The organism is Rhizobium sp. C1 (genome assembly GCF_021026335.1).
GTDB lineage: Bacteria > Pseudomonadota > Alphaproteobacteria > Rhizobiales > Rhizobiaceae > Ensifer_A.
This window is the reverse complement of sequence record NZ_JAJNCY010000014.1, coordinates 66147-86367: the sequence shown is the minus strand read 5'-3', so window position 1 is coordinate 86367 and position 20221 is coordinate 66147. Positions and strand designations below refer to the sequence as shown.

The window sequence follows — 20221 nt, the reverse complement described above, 5'->3', positions numbered from 1 at the left end:
GTCGTCATGAGATGGACATGAGGATTGCCCGGCGCGTCATGATAGACCCAGTCGGCCACCATGCCCTTCGACGTGATGTGCCGGTCGACGAAATCCCGCACGAGCGCGATATTCTGCTCAGCCGTCAGTTCTAGCGGCAGTGCGATGGTGACATCCTTGGCAAGCTGCGCGTCGGAGCGTTTCTCGAAGGTTTCGACCTTGTTCCAGAAGGCTTCGGAGGCGCCGGCTATCGAACGATCTGCGATGATCGTCCGCAGCCATTCCGGCGCATCGGCCGGAATAACGAACTCTTCGTGCAGCAATCCCTGCTTGCGGGTGTAGTCGATCGTGCGGGCTTCCCGCTCGTAGTCCATCTTGGCGCAGTGTCGGTAGGCCGCCGACAGCACGGCGCTGCGGCCGGAGCCACGGGCAACAACGCTGACGGAGAAATGAGGGACGGCCACGACGAGTTCTTTCCCGGTTGCGAACGAAATCAACAGGTTCGTCGGAAGCGGAAGGCCCCGCCGGCGCCAAAAGCAAAGCGTCGCATCAGCGACGTATAATTGCGCCCTTCGGATCCGCTCCTTCGGAACGGCCGGGATCATTCACCAAAGCTTGCGCTTTGGCGATTGTAGGATTCACAGTAGTGCGTTCCGCACTCAGCTCCCTAAAACTCGGTTCGAAAGACAAGCTTTCTCACCCAAGGGAGACAGACGGAATGAAGAAACCATCCTCGAAGATCCGCGACGAAATCGCCAAACTCCAGGAACAGCTCAAGGCTGCCGAGACCCGTGAAGCCGAGCGGATCGGCCGGATCGCGCTGAAGGCAGGTCTCGGCGATATCGAGGTCGACGAGGCCGAGTTGCAGGCGGCCTTCAATGATCTGGCCAAGCGGTTTCGCGGAGGCGAGGTTCGTACGACCGGAGGGAAGAGGGGAGCTGGCGTCGGCGAAAGCAGCGCACCGTCCGCGCAGAACGCGGCTGGCGCGGCTGCGGGCGGGACTGCTGAGGCTTGAGCGGATGGCGCGCACGACGACATCCGACGCCCGCAGACAAGACACGCGGGAAAAGATCGAGCTAGGCGGTTTGATCGTCAAAGCGGGTCTTCGCTATGAGAAGCGAGCGCTTCTGCTGGGGGCGCTCATCGAGTTGCGTCAGCGGCTCAAAGCAGATGAGGCGGAACGAGCGCGACTGATGGCGATTGGCGCCGAGGCCTTTGGCAACAGCGATGAATAGGATCATTCTTTTCATCGCTCCTGTCGCGCTGATGTTCCTGGTCACGATCGGATTGACCGGGATCGAACACTGGCTGTCCGGCTTTGGAAAGACGGAGGCTGCTCGGCAGACGCTCGGCCGCGCGGGCATTGCCCTGCCATATGTCGCCGCGGCGCTCATCGGCATCACCTTCCTGTTTGCGAGCGCGGGCTCGATCAGAATCAAGATGGCAGGCTGGGGTGTCGTTGCCGGATGCGTAGCGACGATGGTCATTGCCGCCGTTCGGGAAGCAATTAGGCTGTCGACATTCGCGAACCAGGTTCCGGTCGGCAAGTCGATCCTCTCCTATGTCGATCCCGCGACGCTGATCGGAGCGGCGGCGGCGGCGTTGTCTGTCTGCTTCGCCCTGCGCGTTGCGCTCGTCGGCAACGCGGCCTTCGCCAGTGCTGAACCCAAACGCATCCGCGGCAAGCGGGCGCTCCATGGCGAAGCCGACTGGATGAATATGCAGGAGGCGGCAAAGCTGTTTGCAGACGCCGGCGGCATCGTCATTGGCGAACGATATCGCGTCGACAAGGACGGCGCGGGAGCACGCGCGTTTCGCGCTGACGATCCCCAGACATGGGGTTCCGGCGGCAAATCGCCGCTGCTGTGCTTCGACGGCTCGTTCGGGTCGTCCCACGGCATCGTGTTCGCCGGCTCCGGCGGCTTCAAGACGACGTCGGTGACAATCCCGACGGCGCTCAAATGGGGCGGCTCGCTAATCGTGCTCGACCCGTCGAACGAGGTTGCCCCCATGGTGTCAGTGCACCGAGGCAGCGCCAATCGGGATCTGTTCGTCCTTGACCCGAGGAAGCCGGAGACCGGCTTCAATGCGCTGGATTGGATCGGACAATTTGGGGGCACGAAAGAGGAAGATATCGCCTCCGTTGCCTCGTGGATCATGAGCGATAGCGGCGGCACGCGTGGTGTTCGCGACGATTTCTTCCGTGCCTCGGCTTTGCAGTTGCTGACGGCAATCATCGCCGACGTTTGTCTGTCCGGCCATACGGAAAAGGAGAACCAGACGCTTCGCCAGGTCCGCGCCAATCTCTCCGAGCCGGAGCCGCAGCTGCGCCAACGCCTGCAGGAAATCTACGACAATTCGGGCTCGGATTTCGTCAAGGAGAACGTCGCGGCTTTCGTGAACATGACGCCCGAAACCTTCTCCGGCGTCTACGCCAATGCGATCAAGGAAACCCACTGGCTGTCCTATCCGAACTATGCCGCGCTGGTTTCCGGCAAGACGTTTTCGACGGGGGATCTTGCCGAGGGAAACACCGACGTCTTCATCAACATCGATCTTAAAACGCTTGAGACGCACGCGGGCCTCGCACGCGTCATCATCGGCTCGTTTCTCAACGGAATTTACAACCGAAATGGGGAGATGCCGGGCCGAGCGCTGTTCCTCCTCGATGAGGTGGCGCGCCTCGGCTACATGCGCATTCTGGAAACTGCGCGCGATGCCGGCCGCAAGTATGGCATCACCCTTGTTATGATCTACCAGTCGATCGGACAGATGCGTGAAACCTATGGCGGGCGCGATGCCGCCAGCAAATGGTTCGAGAGCGCGAGCTGGATCAGTTTCGCGGCGATCAACGATCCCGAAACCGCCGACTACATCTCACGCCGCTGCGGCATGACGACGGTCGAGATCGACCAGGTCAGCCGCAGTTCGCAAATGAGAGGATCGTCGCGCACGAGATCGAAACAGTTGGCAGCGAGGCCGCTGATCCAGCCGCACGAAGTGCTGCGCATGCGCGCCGATGAGCAGATCGTATTCACGGCCGGGAACGCGCCGCTCAGATGCGGGCGTGCGATCTGGTTTCGGCGTGACGATATGAAGGCCTGCGTCGGGATGAACAGGTTTCACAGGCTCGGAAACACGCCTGGACCCTCTCGGATCGAGCCGGCGCGCAGTGCAACGAGCAAGGTCGATCCAGAACAATGAAGAGTATCGGAGAAATCAGCATAGCGGCCGCACGCAAGGGCGGGATTTCGGGAATTCTCGTCGTGCGAAGGCGGGAAGCAGCGCAGCCGCAGGAGCCTCAACATAGTGGCCCGAAGGGGAGGTGGGACCGACTGCGCCCCGCATCTCGCACACCGCATGGAGGCACCTTGCCCGTAAACGCAGATGAAACCGAGTCCGAGATAGGTTGAGGAAAGCAGGAGAGGAGCGGGCAAGTGGCGAAATCGAATGTGGTTCCGTTCAGAAAGCCGGGCAAGCCCGGCAGCACGAACGATCGACATCGCTGGCAGGGAAGGGCGCCCCGATCGGGACTGAGCCGCCCGCGCAAACCACTGGCTGCGATCCTCTGCGTCATGCTCATTGCTGCGGGCGGCTGGCTTGCCTTCAATGGCGGCGGCAACCTGTCCGGACTCCTGGCTGCGGCCAGGACACCGACATCAGATTCCCTGTCGGCCGCGTTTTCATTCTGTGGTGGCGACCGCCGTGTGGATTGCGTCATCGACGGCGATACGTTCTGGTTCCAGGGCGAGAAAATCCGCATCGCGGATATCGACACGCCGGAGCTCAGCCCGCCGCGCTGCGAGGCGGAAAGGACCAAGGGCGAGGCCGCGAAAGCACGCCTGCTGGCGCTGCTCAATGGCGGCAAGTTCTCACTTTCGGCCGGTCTGCGTGACGAGGATAAATATGGCCGCAAGCTCCGCACGGTGACGCGGGCAGGGCGCTCGCTCGGGGACACACTCGTCGACGAGGGCCTTGCCACGCGCTGGGACGGTGCCAGACACGGATGGTGCGGCTGAGGAACCGCGAGAGGATCGTCACCGGATGGCCGAAACCGCCCCGCGGGTTCGGGGAGCGTGAGCGAGTAGAGCCGTGCGCGAAGGCGTCTCGCCCAAGCCTGTTACGGCTTTTCCGGTATCATCACTGATGTGAATCGATCCATGGCGATTGATTCATAAGTGTCGTTGGACGGGGTGCCCGAGATCAGGGATTCTGGTCTCATGATCCCGCAGCCTTATCATCTCTATGTCGAACGCTCGGACGCCTCGAAAAACATGGCCCGCTACTACGCCATGTCAATCGAACCCAACCTCTTCGGAGACGTCTGCCTGCTGCGCAAGTGGGGCCGCATTGGCACCAAGGGACAGATGATGGTCCACCATTTCGGTCGGGAAGAAGAAGCGGTCCGACTGTTTCTCGACCTGCTCCGACAAAAGCGAAAACGCGGCTATCGTCCGCGCGCTTCGATGTCGAGATGAGAGAAGCCCGCCGAAGCGGGCTTCGAAAGCGCTTCAGCGGCGCCGGTTCCAGTCACTCTCGAAGGACACCTCGATCTCGACGAAGAACGGGATCTTGATCGCGAGCTTCAGGCCGAGCTTTCCCTTGCGGAAGAAGTGACTGAGCACCTTGCCGAGAATACGGAGCCGGCGGCCGGTGGCGGCGAGGAATTGGGCGAGTTGTTGCATGTCGTTTCTCCTTTCGAAATGCGGTCATCGCAGGGGATAAGCGGCAGACCGGAAAGGAGGGATGCACCCGACGGGCCGAAACGGACGTGGAGGACCTGACGCCGACTGAATTTTTTTTCGCGAGGAGCCGCATGGCGGCGGGGAAAATTCTAGCGGCGCCAGGTTGCGTCGCGACGACCGGCTGCAACATTCCCGATGAGAGATGGAAGCAATGTCGAAAGGAGAGGTGCAACTGGTCGTCAGCGCTTCGATCGCGACCGAGCCTTGGACGTCGCAAGCAAGAGGCGCTGTCGCAGCGCCTCGTTCAATCGAAACGGCGAAGCAAGGATCCGATCAGGACCCCTCCCATCTTGAATACACGACACGAGCCGCATTGACCGCGACCCCGGTTTCCTGCGTGATATCCGTGATGATTGGCGCCAGCGAGCCAAATTAGTCGTTGGTGAGCATCACCAATTCCGGATAGTCGATGTCGGCGCCTGTATAATCCGCCGTCAATGCGATGGACCAATCGCCGCCATTGATGCGGTATTCGTGCGTGTCGAAATCGATTTCGAGATCGTCCAGCAGGTTGATGGTAAAGCGCCCGCATATCTCGGTCTCTCCTTCCAGCTGATACTCGGCGAACTCGTCCTCTCCGGTGAGAACGCTTCGCTCCAATGCCATGATGGTCCGCATGCGGCCAATTGCTGCCTCCAGCCCTTCAACCAGCCGGTTATGAAGCTTCGGCGAGAATTCGCTGTCGCAGCCGAACCGGTTTGCGAGGACGACGAGCCGGAAACCGGCAAGCTTGGCGTAGAGCGTGAGGTTCTGATCGGTTGTCATAATGTGATCTCCTTCGTTGATGACGGAGATCGGCCACTCTGTTGCAAAGTGGGGTCAAGGATCGCGGTACGCGACTTGCAAGCGGGGGAGCCGATTATTCCAGAGCGAAGTCGAAACGCAGCGGCGGAGAAATTGGGGGAGACCGCGCCGTCCTCGACGCTGGATTTGCTGGAGTAAAATGGGAGGTCATAGAGAGAAGAGACCCGCGGACCGCGTGGGGACGCGACCGTATCCGGCGGTAGCCGGAGGGGAGCGTTGAGGGGTGAAATCTCTGACAGCCGGACCGGCCGGTCGAACCGGCGGACCGGCTCAAATGACAGACAAAAGAGCCGCCTCAGAATGGCGGCTCGACGTCGACGGCACCCTCCTGTTCCGCAAGCATGACGGCGAGATCAGCCTCGGCGAGTTGGAGCTCCGTCTCGATCTGGCGCCGCTCGGCCGCATCATATGCGTTCTTCAATTCCAGCCGCAGCTCCTCGATGTGCTGTTCGATCGTCATCGTCTCATCTCCTTGAGTTCGTGAAAGACGACGACGCGGGGCGGGACGGGATGGCGGGGTCAGGGATCGCGCACGCGACCGCCAGTGGCGGCGAGTGGGGGAGCCGATTTTGTTGGAGCGGCGGGAACCGGAGCGAAGGCAAAATTGGGGGGTAACCACTCGTCCTTGAGGCCGCTATGCCGGCACGGCACACTGAAGCGATCTGAGCAGACATTTCCGGTCCCGTATGGCACCAGAAAAGCCGGAAGCGGGCTCGATGCCCGCTGCTGGCTTTCTCTAAGCGGCCGATTGGCCCCGCCTCGCGGCGGGGCCTTGCCCGGGTTAGTCCCGGTTGGGGCGGGACCAGATCAGCTGGTAGCCGTCCTCGCCTTCGACTTCGGTGAGGGTTGCGTAGATCGGAGCGGGGAAGCTCGGGTCGTCCAGTTTGACCGAGAGGTAGTCGCGGTCCTGCTCGGAGCGCTTCTGCCAGGCCGCACCGAGCTCGACGTTGCCGGCGTAGATGCGGTAGTGCGGGCCCTTGTCGGAGGGGTTTTCAATGCGGGCGATGCGAGCCTTGACGTTGAGGGCGAGGGTGCGGATGGAGCCGTTGAAGCCGGTTTCGGTGGAGGTGAAGGTGCCGATGGTTGCCATTGTGGTGTTCCTTTTGTTGGTTTCGGGCCGCGCCCTTCGTGGCCTCGATGGCTGTCGCAAGGATTGGGGGCGATCGGACCGCACCCGCAGGGACGGAATGGAATGGAGGGCGGCCGGGAGAAACTTTGTTGTTTCGCGAGGAATGAGCGCCTGAGCGCTCAGGGGAAAAAAGTTTTGGACGGCCGTTGCGGGAGGACGATCGAGGCGAAGCCGCTCTCCGATCAGACATGCCGCATCGAGCCCGCGGAGGACGTGGCCTATGCCGAGCGATCAAGAGGAACGCGGTGATGGCAACGTGCCACCATCTTGCCCAAGCGCAACATTGCTGTGGTCGAACCGTTTCTCTGTCGCAATGTCGGGGCCCATTCGGTGGCGACTGCCCCCGGCCTGAAGTTGCCTCTAGCAACCAAACCGGTATCGTGTGCTCGCGATTCGTCGCCTGGAGGATTCATGCGTCATCAGACAAAGCCGTTTACCGTCGAAATCAAGCAATCTCGAAAGCTCAAATCGACCGACCGCAAAACCTCGATCTGGGGCAAGCTGGACCTCACATCTGATCAGGACGCAATTGCGGAAAGAGAACCAAAAGAGTTGTCTGCCGGCAAGGGCACAGATCGAGCCTGACCCGTAACACGGCTTAGGCAACGGGAATCGGATTCTGTTAAGCCGGCTCCAAGGCGTCGAAATCTGCCAAAATAGCCATTTTGTATGGACAAAATTGTCCATGACGTCTGGCTATACTCCAGCATCCTGGTTCCCCTGATCCTATATCTGAGATGCTCTCTACTTCAGGGGACAAATCCGACCACACTGACATGGGACTTGAATGTCCACACGAGTGCCCCCATATGTCCATACGGCAGCGGGTACCATGCTCTTTATTTTCAGTCACTTATGCCTGAAATACAGGTCACAAGCAAGCCAAAGGAGGCATCTGTGATCGAAGAAGTTGATATGAGCTCGCAGTCAGGTGAGGCACCTGAGACCGAGAAGAAGGACGATAAGATCCTCGTCAAGAAGTGGGGCAAAGAGGCGATTGACGTCGGCTATACCGTCCTGCCGAAGGCCTTGTTGCAAGGACAGGCCCGTTTGAAGATCAACGCAACGGACCTGGCGGTTCTAATCCATCTAATCGAGCACTGGTGGCGACCCGATGAAATGCCTTGGCCCAAGAAGGCCCGCATCGCGGAGCGGCTCGCGGTCACACCAAAGACCGTCCAACGGTCGATTGCTCGGCTTGAGGAAGAAAAGCTTCTGAAGCGAGTTAATCGGTTCGCCAATGGCCGGCGGGTGTCGAACGAGTATGATCTTTCACCGCTTGTTGAGCGCGTGAAGGCGATATCGCTCGACATGGCTAAGGCAAAGGAGGAGGCTGATCAAGCCAAGCGAAAGGCGGTCCGGCCCGGAACCAAGAAGCGCGCACCGGTGAAAGCGTAAGAGGGGGTCCTGTATGACTATCGGATTGTACGAATACCTCTCGCTGGCCGTGGCGATTGCCGCGCTCGTGGTCGCAATTCTGCAGTTGCGCTCGCGCTAATCGGAAGGAAGGACTGCCAGCTGGCGGTCCCTTCCACTTCAAAGACCCGTTTTGCTCATGCGGCATCTCGCTCATTCTCTTGCATCGCCTGAAGACTATGCAGATAGGTAACGGCCCGCTGCGCATGAGCGGCCGCCTGAAAAATCGCTCGCCTGTCTTCGGAAAGCACGGTCAACCACGAGGCCAGGTAAGACGCGTGATCGGGCCGTGGCTCGAGCTCCGGTGCGATCCCGAGGTCGGCACATAGGAAGCAGCTGCCAAGCTCGGCGATCAGCTCCTCTCGGGCACGTTCCGTTTTGTCCTTGGCATACCGGCTGAGGTCACGGCCGACACGATCGGGATGCGCAGTCCAATGGCAACTTTCATGGCTGACCGTGGCAACGTAAGATTCCGCGTCCCGAAAGCTCTCGAATGGCGGCAACTGGATGTGATCGGTGATCGGTGAATAATATGCCTGTGTACCGCCGTGGCGGATAACGGCACCCGTGTTGCGGAAGAAGCGATCTGCATTTTCGATCCGTTGGACAGGATCGGCAACAGGTGCCGGTCGATGGTGATAATGCTCCGGCAGACCATCAATTTGCTTAACATTGAAGACCGTATACGCCTTCAAAAACGGGATTTCCCGGTCGACCTCACCGCCGCTGCCATCGGCTTCGGTCCTTGTAAAGCGGCTGGCGAAGACGACGGTCGATCCGGTCTCGCCTTTGCGGACAGCCGCGCCCAGTTCGAGCGCCTGCTTGAACGTCATCCACATCGGCGACGAGAAGCCGCGAGCTATGCCTTCCGACCACAGCAGCAGTACATTCATGCCCGAGTAGGGCTGCCCGTTGTGCCGGAGCGGACGGGTGATCCGCTCTCTCATGTTGCGGTCGTGCCATGGCTTCATCCACGGCTTGACGCCATGGGCCAGGTCCTCGACGATCCGGTCGGTGATCCGGCTATAGATGTCCGCACGTTGCGTTTCCGGTTTTCTGCTCATTTTTCCATACCTCCATTTTCGAGACCGCGCCGATCGCGGCCCGTTACGGCGGTCCAAGGGCCGGGGCGGAGGGGACGGGCGCACGTGAACGCGCCGGAACGTATGTGGAGGAGGGCAGAGCCCTTGCGCTCAATACCCGACCCCGGCAGGACCAAAAGCCGGACGGGTCCGCGATGGCGGGCAGGCTGATCACCTTCCTTCTTTCGTTTTCCTTCAACATGCGAAAAGCTGGCTCCGGAGGGCCAGCTGTCGATCGGAAGAAGAGGCGGGGCCAAAGCCCCGCCGTTGCGGTCAGTCGAAGGCGGCCATTTGTGCTGCCGCGGCCTTGCGGTCGAGCGATGCGCCGGGGTTGTCGACCGGGCGATCGAAGGGCTTCCAGACCTCGCCAACGATCTGCTCGTAGGCGGCGACCGCGCCTTCGGCGGCCATGCGGAGCGAATGGGCCTGGACGCCCATGTCGGCTGCAAATTCGCGCTTGCGCTGGGCGGCGCTGTCGTAACCGACTGGACCGTCGAGATCTTCGTCGCGTGCGTCATTGGACGCCTTGGCGGTGGCATCGCGTGCCTCGCTGACGGCGCGGGAGTAGAACTGTCCGGCGCCATGGGCGGATCCGACATAGGCACCGACGATGCGCTGGAGGTGAATCTGCATCGCCCGTTCGCCAAGGCCTTCGGACAGGCTCTCGGCCGTTTCGATGATCAGGCGCTCATGCAGGTCGCGGATCCCGTCGCCGTCGATCACGGCCGTGCCGAAGCTTTCGGCGATCGCCATCGCCTGGGCGGCATCCGGGCAGGTGAGCCGGACCATTTCGAGTGTGGCGCCCTTTCGGAGCTGCACGACGCGGGCGGAGTGGCGGGATTGGGTTGCGGGCTTGGCCATGGGCTTGTCCTTTCAGGTTCCCCGAAGCGGTTCCGGCCCTTGCCGGTCTGCCCTTCGGTGCGGTCAAAAGGAACCCGCGGTAGACGGGTGTTTCAGGGTCCGGGGCCGCCAGGACGAGCGAAGCCGGGATGCGCGCAAGCAGGTCAAACTGACCTGACGCGGTGCGCAGCCCTGCTTTGGAGAGGACGGCGCGGTCCGGCCGCCACGCGGCGCGACAGCGGCCTTGAAACGGACGGCCGCCGGTTCAGACCGCAGCAAAACCGAAGGGAGACCGGCAAGGGCCGGAACTGGTCCGACAGGGGAAGCCATTGAGCAGGAAGCCCTCGGCGAGCCGCAGCCCTCGGATCCCACCTGAAGCAGGCGGCCGCTCGTGGAGTGCCGCTGCGCGGATCCGGCTCACACGCAACCGCCAGAGAGGCGGTCGCGGCATTGGGTATTACAGGGCCTGAGCTGGACGCAGGAGCCCTGCACACTGACCGGTGGATCAGGTTTCCAACACGTCCGGCTGGCACTCCGAAACGGCATTTTCGTCCGGGCGCGGCTTCGGCAGACGATAGGAGTGAAGCCAGGACGGACCGTGCGAATTGCGCAGGCGCCGCAACGTGCCCCCGTCGTCATATGGTGCGCCGCCCGTCCAGACATGGTTGAGAACGCTCTTCCACCGCCGGCCGTGCTTGGCGGCATAAGCCTGGATCACCTGCACCTCGTCTTCAGTCAACGGCGGCAGCTTTTCTCGCTTGGGCCGCGTTGTGGCGATCTTGCTTACTGGGGTCGGCGTTGCCTCCTTTTCGGCGATCAGCCTGTTGAGCTCCGCCACACCGGCCTTCAGGCATTCAGCCCCCTCGAGATGATGGAACCGGATCCAGAACGCTGTCCGATCTTGAGGCGAGGAGCCGATGCCGGCCCTTCGCTCGAGTTCGCCAATCGTGCTCATGGGCGTTCACCTTCTCTTGAGACGGCACTCCCACACTTTACCGGATGTATGAGAAGCCGACGGTGCGCCCGCATGGCCGCGATGGTCGCGTCCTGCCGGGCAAGTTTGCGCGTGAGCGCGTCGACCTCCGGTTGACGCTCGGCGGTCAGCGCCGCCAGGTTCGACCGGTAGCGTTCGAGGAAAGCGACTGGCTCTGGCGGCTTGCCTCCACGGTAGCCCACATGACGCCGGCCGAGCAGCGGAATGAGCGCGGTCATTCGCCGCGTGATCTGGCGATCGATCAGTTCCAGCTGATGCTGCGTCTGCCGCCGCGCCGCTTCCATTCGGGTGAGCAGTGCGGCGTGGTTTGCGGGGCCGGACATCACGCGGCCCTCTGACGCCAGTAGGCGAAGCTCGATGGGCCGTCATAGGCAGCATGCTTCGTCTCATCGATGACGAAACCGAAGCGGCCGACAGCATAGTCACAGCTCGGCACCAGAAAGCGGCGCTCCTCCGCCCGTTCGTCGCGCTTCCCGCCAATGGTGGCAATTACCTCGGTCATGCCGGGATGATGATCCGAACGAAGTGCTGCGATAACGATCCAGTCCCCGGAATGCTCGCGCATGAACGCTTGGCGGCCCCTCTCGTAGGATTCGCCGGGCGCAAGCGCACGACCATGGATCGCCTCCCAGGCGTCGGGCCAGGCGTCCCGGACCGTCTTGTCAGCGCACTTCCGCTCATAGCGCGTGAACAAATCCGGAAAGGCCAGTGCCACGATCGCCCAGGCGGCGTCTTCTTCGTACCAGCCGCCACCGGCCTGCAGCATCGGGTGGACCGCGGCGTTGCGGGTGGCGGACAGCTTGAAGCCGCCATGTCCGGCCGTGGTGTGAGAGACAATCCCGTCCGCATAGACGGTGGCCCCCTGGGAAGAGCCCCAGGGCGTGCTGCAATTCATTCGGGCGGACTGGCGAGCGAGAGCCCGAAGCTCGTCGCTATGTTCGGCCTGCTCGACCATGCGCTCTCGGAAGGCGGCTTCATCCGCGACGGAGCCGTGGTGCGAATAGAAATCATCACGCTTGAGATCGGCGAGCGGCCTCGACAAGCGCCAGGCGCTAGCGAGGAAATACTGGCCGTCCCGCGCCGGCACCATGGCGAAGACGAGATCGCCGATGCGCCCAACGGATAAACCATCGGCACTGCGACCAAACTCCACCCCTGACGGATCAGGGGTGGAAAGTTGGGAGGGTTGTGAGAGGGGATTCATGCCGCGACCCTCCCTTCGACGTGATCGGCGACAATCTCGTCGGCGGTCACCTCCTCGAGCACGGCATTGGGATAGCCGTGGCGGGTCAGCCATTCATCGGCCGCCGGACGGCTGGCCGCCAGGTGAACAAGTTCGGCATTCGCGCCGGCGCGGCCGAAGACACGGACGGATCCCAGCGCGGGGCGCTCGGTGACCTTGAAGGCGAGCTCGCTGTCAAGAGAGAAGGTCCGGTGGATGCGGATGGCAATCACGCCGCCCGCGCCGTAATCGCCCTCATGAAGGGTAAAATCCGGTGACAGGCTGTCATTGCCGACGCCACGCTTTCCCTGCTTGCGGATCAGCCGACCCTTGCTGTTGCGGGTTTCCCAGGCCGCCAGCTTTTTCTTGTGGCGTTCCGGCGGGCGCGGCGTGCCGTCCGACCAAGCGACGATGGAGCCAATTGGGGCGAGGTCATAAATCAAGGACGCAGACATGCGCTTTCTCCTTCAGGTTTTTGTGGATTGTGAAAACGAAAGCGCCGCCGGTGATGGCCAGCGACGGGATCGGTGAAGATGAATGTGGAGACGCGGCTATTCCGCAGCGATGCCGTAGGCGGTTTCGTCCGCGTCTGTGTTCCCAGATCCGTCTGCCGGCTCTTCGAACTGCTCGGCATCCGGATCAGCAACCGTAGCCTCCGAAGGATCAACAGCTGCATTCGAGCTCACGGCAGGGTCCTCGTCACCATCATCGTCGAGAGTGTCGGCATGCTTGATCAGGTCGGCGACGTCCTTCGCATCAGGCGAGAAGAGGGCTGCCGGATGCACGAACCGGATGTCCCTGAAGTGGTCGACGAGGGCCGCGCGGGTCTCGCGTACCCGGGCACGGGGAAGCACATTCGCCTCCTTTGCAGCGGCCTCGAGCGACTGACGCGACAGGCATACGAGAAAATCCTCGGTGCCCATGTTCGGCAGGAAGCCGTCGGCGCCGATCGCCTCGCCGGCGATGCGCGAGACCACACCACTGTTCGAGATATTGCGTCGGCACGACAGGGCCTCGATGAGGATGGAACGGGCGACGACGCGAATTGTCTCCATGTCGAACGATAGACGGCCATCTTCAGAGAAGAGCCGGGCAGCGTGGCGTTGCATGCGCTTCGTCCCGAACACATTGTCGTTGGCACCCGAGTCGACGCGAACATTTTGGCCGGAGAAGGCAAGCACGAGCAGGGCCATCAGCATGTCGTCCTCGATTGGCGCGCGGCCGAGCGCCTCGTGAAGCGCATCGGTGCGGAAATCGCCGATCATGTCCTGGCCCTTCTGCGTGACGTCGGGTCGCGCCTTCGAGGCCGAGATTGCTTCATCATCGGCCCCAGTCGAACCGTTGGCAGACGAGCCGGTCTGCCCGCCTGGCTTCTGGGCTTCCGGCATCCGGTAGTGGACCGACTGAACCTTGCCCTCGCGATCGAGATACATGGCGGTGCTGTCGCCCTTGCCGGGCTTGCCATAGACACGCTCGGCCTTCTTGGGCAGGTCCAGCTGGCCATAGTTGTTGACCTCGACGATTGATCCCTTCTTCGGCAGATTGCTGCTCATCCACTCCTGCTGCGCGCCGAGGAAGGCCTCGACGTTGGTCGTGTAGCGGCTGTCCTCGTCGGCCGGCGCAAAGAGGTCTTCGACCCACTCGATGCCATAGGCTTCCCGCAGGTCGTCGCCGAAGCTCGCATCCTTGGCGTACATCCGCTTCTTCGAGAGCGCGTTGGCGACCGACCACCACGACGCCGTATCGCCCTTCTTCGGCTTGTGCGCCTTCCACACTTCCTTCTGCTCGTCGAGCGCGGCGGCCGCGATTGTGCGCAGCTGTGGTTCCGACGGCATATCGCCCTTCGCCATCTGATCCAGCATGGCCGGCAGGACGTTGGCGAGGAGCCGGAGCTTGCGGATCTGCCGCACCGGCAGGGTCAGGGCGACCGCGATCGCTTCCTCGGTCCAGTCGAGCGCGACGAGACGTTCGACCCCCCTCCATTGGTCGACGGGGTTCAGCGGCTCGCGGGCGATATTCTCGACCATGGACCGCATGGCGCCGTTGTCGTTGGCGGCCTCGACCACCAGGACCTCGATCTCGTCGAAGCCGGCGGCAACCGCCTGGCGCCGGCGGCGATGCCCCGCCTCGATGATGAATCCATTTCCGCCGTCACGCTCCGGGAAGACGACGGGCGGCTGGATGATGCCGACGGCCCTGATCGTCGCCAGCAGCAGGGCGTCCGCCTGCGGCGTCGATTTGGACTGGCGCGTGTTGTCGGGGTTATCCTTCAGCGCACGCGGATCGACCTTCATGAGATACATGGGATGCTCCTTTTCCGGGGATTTTGGACCCGGCCTCTGCCGGTCCTTCCTGTCTTCATTCATTCATGAAGACACCTTCCGGACCGCGGAGCGGGCGGCCGGGGGCAACTGCGGTCGAGCATCGCTGCCGCGAAGGACGAGCGGGGCTGATAGCCCTGCGAAGAACGAGTGGCCGGGATGCGGAGACGGCGGTTGAGCGGAAGCGGCGACCGGCGGACCGATCTGCGACCGAGTTCCTCTCCTTCTTCTTTCTCTCCCCCTCTTTTTCGCCACGCCAAGGGAACGAGCGCGTCAGCGCTGGATGCGTTGGGACAAAAAAATGGGCCAGCGGAAACCGCGGCCCATGAAGTGTGAAGGTCAATAAACCTCCAGAGGGGAACAGCTGGTGCGGCGGAACTGGGAGGAGACCGCCAATGCATCAGCTACGTGCAGTATGATCGTTTTTTGACCAGATGGAAGACATTTATTGTGCAATGCAGCTATGCATATGCTGCGCTGCACCCATCCTGTCATATACTTCTCGTTCGACGGCGGCTCTTATGCCGCCTGCGCGCCCGACTGGCCGTCATTGCGTGTCTCGGCCGCAAGCGCCTCATCAACCTCCCGCAGGTGCCGGCGTTTGTCGGCCAGTTCCTCCGCAAACGCGAACGCAGCTCCCTCGCGCGAGTGATAGGAGGCGAGGCGCTTGTGGGCGTCCTGCAACCGTTGGCGATAGCGTTCCCGCTCGCCGTCAAAATCGTCAAGCGCATGCTCGAGGCGGGATATGGCGCCAAGCGGCGTCACGGTCACGGCCAGATCGATCTCTTGGGTCGCAACGGTACGCTGGAGGAGGGTCGCGTAGCGATATCCGTCGCCCTTGCCGAAGCGTTCGCCCTCGAACACGAGATCGAAGCCGCCGATGGCAGCGAGCACGACCTCCCCTTCCTGTTGAAGTTGAACAAGCGTGAGGATTTCCTTCATGAGGGCGCGACCGGCGGCCTTCCGCTCGTCGAAAGGCTCACCGACGACAGTCATGGCGAAGGCGTCGGCCGCGGTTGGAACAAGGCGCTCGATATCCTTGCCGATCTCCGCGATCCGTCGCTCCGAGATCTCGATATCGCGTTCGGCGTCACGGATCTGCCGTCGAACTGCATACTGGTCATCGTCATGGGCGGCGCGCAGCCGTTCGAGACGGGCAATGTCTGCCTCGAGACCCGCCTTCCGCATCAACCGCTCGTCGCCTGACGCAATGGCCTTGGCCATGGCAAACTGATTGGCCGCGCCTTCGCCGAGATCCTCCAGTCGCCGGATCGAGGTGTCGCCGGAGAGTGCTGCCGCGATAAAACGTGCCTTGCGCTCGTTGTTCTGCCACATCGAGGCATCGAGCGAGCCTTGCGTGGCATAGGCGAAGATATCGACTTCATCGTGCTGATTGCCCTGGCGCACGATCCGGCCCTCGCGTTGTTCAATCTGTGACGGCAACCATGGGACATCGAGATGATGCAACGCCTTGAGCCGGAGCTGGGCATTCACACCCGTCCCCATCGTCTCAGACGAGCCGATCAGGAAGCGGACCTTGCCGGAGCGCACGTCGCCGAAGAGCCGCTGCTTAGCCTCTGTCTTTTTGTAGTCCTGCATGAACGCAATTTCGGAAGCGGGAACGCCCATGCGGACCAGCTCATCCCTGATCCAGCGGTAAGCCGAGAACCCGCGACTCTTCTCGACATTGATGGTGCCGAGATCGGAAAAGATCATTTGCGCCGCACCCGGCAGATCGAAAGCCTTGCCGTCCGGACGGAGATAGGTGTGTTGGGCGGTTTCCTGCCATAGGCGGTGGGCGTTTCGGACCAGCAGGTTGAGCTTGTTGTCCGGCTCGTTGTCACTGTCCGCATCGACCAAGCGGAGATCGATCGCCGCATGGCGGCCATCGGTGATGACGGAGAGCAGAATGTCATCGCCGGGCTGTGCCGGCCCCTCGCGCATCTCGATCGCCTTGATGCGAGCATCGAGGATGGTCTGGTAGTTCTTGAAGGCCTGCGTCGGCCTGGCCGTCAGGATCTGCCGCCGGCCCGTCGAGATATTGGGCACCTTCACGTATGCGCGGAGATCGTCCGGCATCACCACGTCGGCGAAGGACCGGAACATCGCAATCAGCTCCGGCACGTTGACGAAGCTCGCGAAACGGCTGACGGGCTTGTATTTGCCGGAGGGCTGGATTTCGAGTTCCGTCGTGGTGTCGCCGAAGGTCGAGGCCCAGGCGTCGAACTCATGCAGGCCGCGCTCGCGCAACGCGTCGGACCCGAGCAACCGCTGGACCGAGAACATCTCGCCGAGCGTATTGGTGATCGGCGTGCCGGAGGCGAGCACCAGCGCGCGGCCCGGATTCCTGGTTTCGATGAAGCGAGATTTAACCCATAGATCCCAGGCGCGCTGCGAACCGTTGGGGTCGATACCCTTCAATGTCGACATGTTGGTCGCGAAGGATAGCTTGCGGAATTCCTGCGCCTCGTCGACGATGATCTGGTCGACGCCGATTTCGGAAATCGTCAGCAGATCGTCCTTGCGAGTCGAGAGCGCCTCCAGTCGTTCCTTCAGACCCTCTTTCAAGCGTTCAAGTCGCTTGCGGGAGACCCTGTCCTCGCTGTCGACCTTGGTTAGCAGTTCCTCGTAGAGCTCCAGTTCGTCCTGGATCATCTGTTGTTCAAAGACGGACGGCACGGCGATGAACCGGAACGCCGAGTGGGTGATGATGATAGCGTCCCAGGTTGCCGTGGCGGCGCGGGAGAGGAAACGAGCGCGCTTGTCCTTGGTAAAGTTGCTTTCGTCGGCGACAAGGATGCGGGCGTTGGGATAGAGCGCCAGAAACTCTCGCGCCGCCTGGGCGAGGCAATGGCCCGGCACGACCAGCATCGCTTTGGCGATCAGACCGAGCCGGCGCTGCTCCATGATCGCGGCAGCCATCGTCATCGTCTTGCCAGCGCCGACGGCGTGGGCCAGGTAGGTGGAACCGGACGAGATGATCCGCCAGATGCCGCGCTTTTGATGCCCGTAGAGAACAAAGGCGCCTGAGGCGCCGGGAAGTTTCAGATGGGAGCCGTCGAATGTGCGCGGCGCGATATTGTTGAAGCGGTCGTTATAGACCCGCGCCAGCCGGTCGGTGCGATCTGGGTCGATCCAAACCCAGTTCTGGAACGCCTCTTTAATCTTCTGCAGCTTGTCGCGCGCGGCTTCGGTATCGACGACGTTCAGCACCCGCCGCTCGCCATCGGCATCTTTGAAGAAGTCGAATATCTGCGGCACGCGGCTGTTCAGCGCATCGGCGAGAAGCTCGCCGGCGTGCCGGCGGTCTGTTCCCCATTCCGATGTGCCGGCAGCCGCCCAACCGAGCTGCCGGGCCTCGACCGTCCACGAGCCGAGTTCCGGCATGTGGTGGATTTTGATCTCGGCCCCCATCGTCTCATGCACGAAGTCGACAATATCGTTCGCTGGGATCCAGGGTGCCCCCAGCCGAGCGGTGATGTCGGACGGGCGGAGATCGGCGGGCTGTACCACCTGAAGCGCACGGACATTGCGCTCGTAGATGTCATCGAGCGCGGCGGCGGCTTCCACGACACCTAGCTTGGTGCGCACGGCGCCGGAGAGATAGGCGTCCGAAGTCTGCCAGGAGCCGTCGGCCGGATCGCGGAAGATCGTGTCGCCAAGCGCATCGAGAACAGCATCCGTGTCGCAATGCAGAAGCTCGGCGATATGATCGAGGTCGATGCGCCCGCGCTCGTTCAGCACGACGGCCAAGGCATCGGCTGCCGAGGTTATGACCGGCGGGGCAGGGGGAGCGATGACCCGTTCGGAGAAGATGGGACCAGGTTTTGCCGTGTCGGTCTCGGGGTCATAGTCCTCGATGGAGGCGACCAGCCAGCAATCGGGATCGTCGCGGAAGGGCTGAAGGTTCGGCTGGCGATGGGTTTCGCGCACCTCGCCGGTTTCGGGATCCTCGGTCACTGAGACGGTCGTATGGTTGATCGGCCCGAAGTCGCGGACGAAACTCGACCAGGCGATGCGCAGCCGCACTTGGCAGTCGCGCCATGGGCGATCCAGTTCCTGGGCTTTCAGGACCTCGCGCACGGCATCACGGATCGGGATCAGTTTGCGGATGATGCGGACGTGCTTTTCCGAAATTCCATCACCGCTGCGCGCCTTGCGAACCTGCACCGTGACCGGCTCGCCGTCGACGACCTGCATGAGGCCATGCCTGACATCGACGAAATAGCTGCCTTCGCGGACCTTGGCATTGTCGGGGCGGAGATCGACGATTTCCGGGAGTTCGTCCTCCAGATCGATGTCGATGGAGGTCGGCTCGCCGTCATAGAGGTCTTCCGGGAGAAGTGCGATGGCTGCCGTCAGCGCCGCGTCGAGCGCCTGGCTGGCGCGTGGCCGGCATGTATAGCTCTCCCCGAAGGGACCAGAGGTCAGGCCGTGATCGCCGAGCACGAACTCCGAGTGCTCGGCGAGCCAGCGGTTCACCCGGATTGCCCCCTCGTCCTCCATCGCTGGCCGGACCTCCTTCAGGTCGAGCCAGGAGGGGTCACCTTGCGGTTCACCAGTCTTGCGCTTGCGGAAGAACAGAATGTCGACCACGACATCCGTACCGGCGTCGCGCCGAAAACTGCCTTCGGGCAGGCGGATCGCGGCAATCAGGTCGGCGGACTTGGCGATGTGCTCGCGTGCGGTGCTATCCACCTTGTCCAGCGTGCCGGAGCTGGTGACGAAGGCCGCCAGAGCACCGGGTTTCAGGAGATCGATCGACCGGGCGATGAAGTAGTCGTGCAGCCTGAGACCCAGCGAACGATACTGCCGGTCGGAGCGAACCGTCCGATCCGAGAAGGGTGGGTTGCCGATGGCGAGATCGTAGATCGCATTCAGATCGGTGCGTGCGAAGTCGCCGTTGATGATGCGCGCCTTCGGCTGCAGCAGTTTGACGATGCGCGAAGTGACGGGATCGAGCTCGATGCCGGTGACGTAGCTCACGTCGCGGTACTGTTTCGGCATAAGCGCCGGGAACAGGCCCGTCCCGATTCCCGGCTCCAGCACACGACCGCCGCGCCAGCCGAGCCGCTGCAAGCCCATCCAAATCGCGCGGATGACGAATTCAGGGGTGAAGTGAGCATATTGCGTGCAACGGGCAAGCGACGCGTATTCGCCCTCGCTGACGGCCGATTCCAGCGATGTGCCAAGATCGTCCCAGCCGTTGCGGAAGTCGGTTTCGCCCGGGCGCCGGAAGATGCCATTCGCCAGTTCCCCAGCGCCAAAACCGGTGAACCGGATCAGCCTCGCTTGCGCGGCCGGAGTCACCGGCACGTCCAGCTTCTCGAGTTCGTTGGCCGTGAGGATCGCGGCGACGTTGATGCGCGCCCGTTCCTTCCAGGTCGCGGCAAGCTCGCGATCCCCTTCGTCGAGATAGAAGTTGGTGCGCTGACCCTGTTGTCGCGGGAGCGGTCGGTTGGCCGCCGGCAGAGCCCGCGCGGGGGCTGGAGAGGGCGTGGTCGGATCCGGCTCGTCGTCATTGGCGGCAAAACCGCCGAACGCGGTGACGCCAAGACCAAGTCCTGATGACAATGCGCTGCTGCCTGATATATCGAGGGTGAAGGGATCGTTGCTCATCGAAAGCTCCTTGTGAGCGCGCGTCATCGAGCCGCCGCAAGGGCAGTCGAGAAAACGCGAAGAGGTGGAA

General features: G+C 62.3%; 19 protein-coding genes and 1 pseudogene. 7 read left to right on the top strand and 13 right to left on the bottom strand.

Annotated features, from left to right (window positions below; genetic code table 11):
• Nucleotides 1-443 (bottom strand): MobA/MobL family protein (locus LQK83_RS21150; RefSeq protein WP_230839466.1); only part of this gene is annotated, 443 nt, incomplete at its 3' end.
• Between the two features lie 254 nt (nucleotides 444-697).
• Here LQK83_RS21150 and traC point away from each other — a divergent pair.
• From traC to LQK83_RS21125, 5 genes are all read left to right on the top strand, one after another.
• Complete coding sequence (gene traC / locus LQK83_RS21145) at nucleotides 698-994, top strand: conjugal transfer protein TraC (RefSeq protein ID WP_230839465.1); 297 nt, start codon at nucleotides 698-700, stop codon at nucleotides 992-994.
• 4 nt (nucleotides 995-998) lie between these two features.
• Nucleotides 999-1214 (top strand): type IV conjugative transfer system coupling protein TraD, encoded by a 216-nt coding sequence (gene traD / locus LQK83_RS21140; RefSeq protein ID WP_230839464.1) that lies wholly within the window; start codon nucleotides 999-1001, stop codon nucleotides 1212-1214.
• The gene (traG, locus tag LQK83_RS21135) at nucleotides 1207-3183 is read left to right on the top strand and encodes a Ti-type conjugative transfer system protein TraG (RefSeq protein ID WP_230839463.1); all 1977 of its coding nucleotides are present in this window, start codon (nucleotides 1207-1209) and stop codon (nucleotides 3181-3183) included. Before traD ends, traG begins: the two co-directional genes overlap by 8 nt.
• A gap of 233 nt (nucleotides 3184-3416) precedes the next feature.
• Nucleotides 3417-3998 carry a thermonuclease family protein gene (locus tag LQK83_RS21130; RefSeq protein WP_442966807.1) on the top strand — a complete coding sequence of 194 codons (582 nt, stop codon included), beginning with the start codon at nucleotides 3417-3419 and terminating at the stop codon, nucleotides 3996-3998.
• Between the two features lie 201 nt (nucleotides 3999-4199).
• Nucleotides 4200-4457 (top strand): WGR domain-containing protein, encoded by a 258-nt coding sequence (locus LQK83_RS21125; protein ID WP_230839462.1) that lies wholly within the window; start codon nucleotides 4200-4202, stop codon nucleotides 4455-4457.
• 33 nt (nucleotides 4458-4490) lie between these two features.
• Here the strand turns inward: LQK83_RS21125 and LQK83_RS21120 are convergent, their stop codons facing one another.
• The 4 genes and pseudogenes from LQK83_RS21120 to LQK83_RS21105 all read right to left on the bottom strand — a co-directional run bounded on the left by LQK83_RS21120 (nucleotide 4491) and on the right by LQK83_RS21105 (nucleotide 6618).
• A complete protein-coding gene (locus LQK83_RS21120; RefSeq protein WP_230839461.1) occupies nucleotides 4491-4664 on the bottom strand; it encodes a hypothetical protein in 174 nt (57 codons plus the stop codon).
• 333 nt (nucleotides 4665-4997) lie between these two features.
• A pseudogene (locus LQK83_RS21115) lies at nucleotides 4998-5489 on the bottom strand (hypothetical protein).
• Between the two features lie 334 nt (nucleotides 5490-5823).
• Nucleotides 5824-5988: a hypothetical protein gene (locus LQK83_RS21110; RefSeq protein ID WP_230839460.1), complete on the bottom strand. Its 165-nt coding sequence runs from the start codon at nucleotides 5986-5988 to the stop codon at nucleotides 5824-5826.
• 321 nt (nucleotides 5989-6309) lie between these two features.
• Nucleotides 6310-6618, bottom strand: coding sequence for a DUF736 domain-containing protein (locus tag LQK83_RS21105; RefSeq protein WP_011427435.1), 309 nt, complete (start codon nucleotides 6616-6618; stop codon nucleotides 6310-6312).
• Between the two features lie 450 nt (nucleotides 6619-7068).
• Here LQK83_RS21105 and LQK83_RS21100 point away from each other — a divergent pair, with 450 nt between their 5' ends.
• Nucleotides 7069-7242 (top strand): hypothetical protein, encoded by a 174-nt coding sequence (locus tag LQK83_RS21100; RefSeq protein WP_230839459.1) that lies wholly within the window; start codon nucleotides 7069-7071, stop codon nucleotides 7240-7242.
• Between the two features lie 312 nt (nucleotides 7243-7554).
• The gene (locus tag LQK83_RS21095) at nucleotides 7555-8055 is read left to right on the top strand and encodes a helix-turn-helix domain-containing protein (protein ID WP_230839458.1); all 501 of its coding nucleotides are present in this window, start codon (nucleotides 7555-7557) and stop codon (nucleotides 8053-8055) included.
• Nucleotides 8056-8210: 155 nt separating this feature from the next.
• Here LQK83_RS21095 and LQK83_RS21090 read toward each other — a convergent pair whose 3' ends face one another.
• From LQK83_RS21090 to LQK83_RS21055, 8 genes are all read right to left on the bottom strand, one after another.
• The gene (locus LQK83_RS21090) at nucleotides 8211-9137 is read right to left on the bottom strand and encodes an ArdC family protein (protein ID WP_230839457.1); all 927 of its coding nucleotides are present in this window, start codon (nucleotides 9135-9137) and stop codon (nucleotides 8211-8213) included.
• Between the two features lie 291 nt (nucleotides 9138-9428).
• Nucleotides 9429-10016: a hypothetical protein gene (locus LQK83_RS21085; RefSeq protein ID WP_230839456.1), complete on the bottom strand. Its 588-nt coding sequence runs from the start codon at nucleotides 10014-10016 to the stop codon at nucleotides 9429-9431.
• 484 nt (nucleotides 10017-10500) lie between these two features.
• Nucleotides 10501-10950 carry a hypothetical protein gene (locus tag LQK83_RS21080; protein WP_230839455.1) on the bottom strand — a complete coding sequence of 150 codons (450 nt, stop codon included), beginning with the start codon at nucleotides 10948-10950 and terminating at the stop codon, nucleotides 10501-10503.
• Complete coding sequence (locus LQK83_RS21075; protein ID WP_230839468.1) at nucleotides 10947-11273, bottom strand: hypothetical protein; 327 nt, start codon at nucleotides 11271-11273, stop codon at nucleotides 10947-10949. The genes LQK83_RS21080 and LQK83_RS21075 overlap by 4 nt, the downstream gene beginning before the upstream one ends.
• 38 nt (nucleotides 11274-11311) lie before the next feature.
• Nucleotides 11312-12193 (bottom strand): DUF7007 domain-containing protein, encoded by an 882-nt coding sequence (locus LQK83_RS21070; protein WP_230839454.1) that lies wholly within the window; start codon nucleotides 12191-12193, stop codon nucleotides 11312-11314.
• Entirely contained in the window at nucleotides 12190-12666 is a 477-nt protein-coding gene (locus tag LQK83_RS21065; RefSeq protein WP_230839453.1) for a hypothetical protein, read from the bottom strand. The genes LQK83_RS21070 and LQK83_RS21065 overlap by 4 nt, the downstream gene beginning before the upstream one ends.
• A gap of 96 nt (nucleotides 12667-12762) precedes the next feature.
• Nucleotides 12763-14514, bottom strand: coding sequence for a ParB N-terminal domain-containing protein (locus tag LQK83_RS21060; protein ID WP_230839452.1), 1752 nt, complete (start codon nucleotides 14512-14514; stop codon nucleotides 12763-12765).
• A 537-nt stretch (nucleotides 14515-15051) separates the two neighbouring features.
• Nucleotides 15052-20151, bottom strand: coding sequence for a DEAD/DEAH box helicase family protein (locus tag LQK83_RS21055; protein ID WP_230839451.1), 5100 nt, complete (start codon nucleotides 20149-20151; stop codon nucleotides 15052-15054).
• Between the last annotated feature and the right edge of the window lie 70 nt (nucleotides 20152-20221).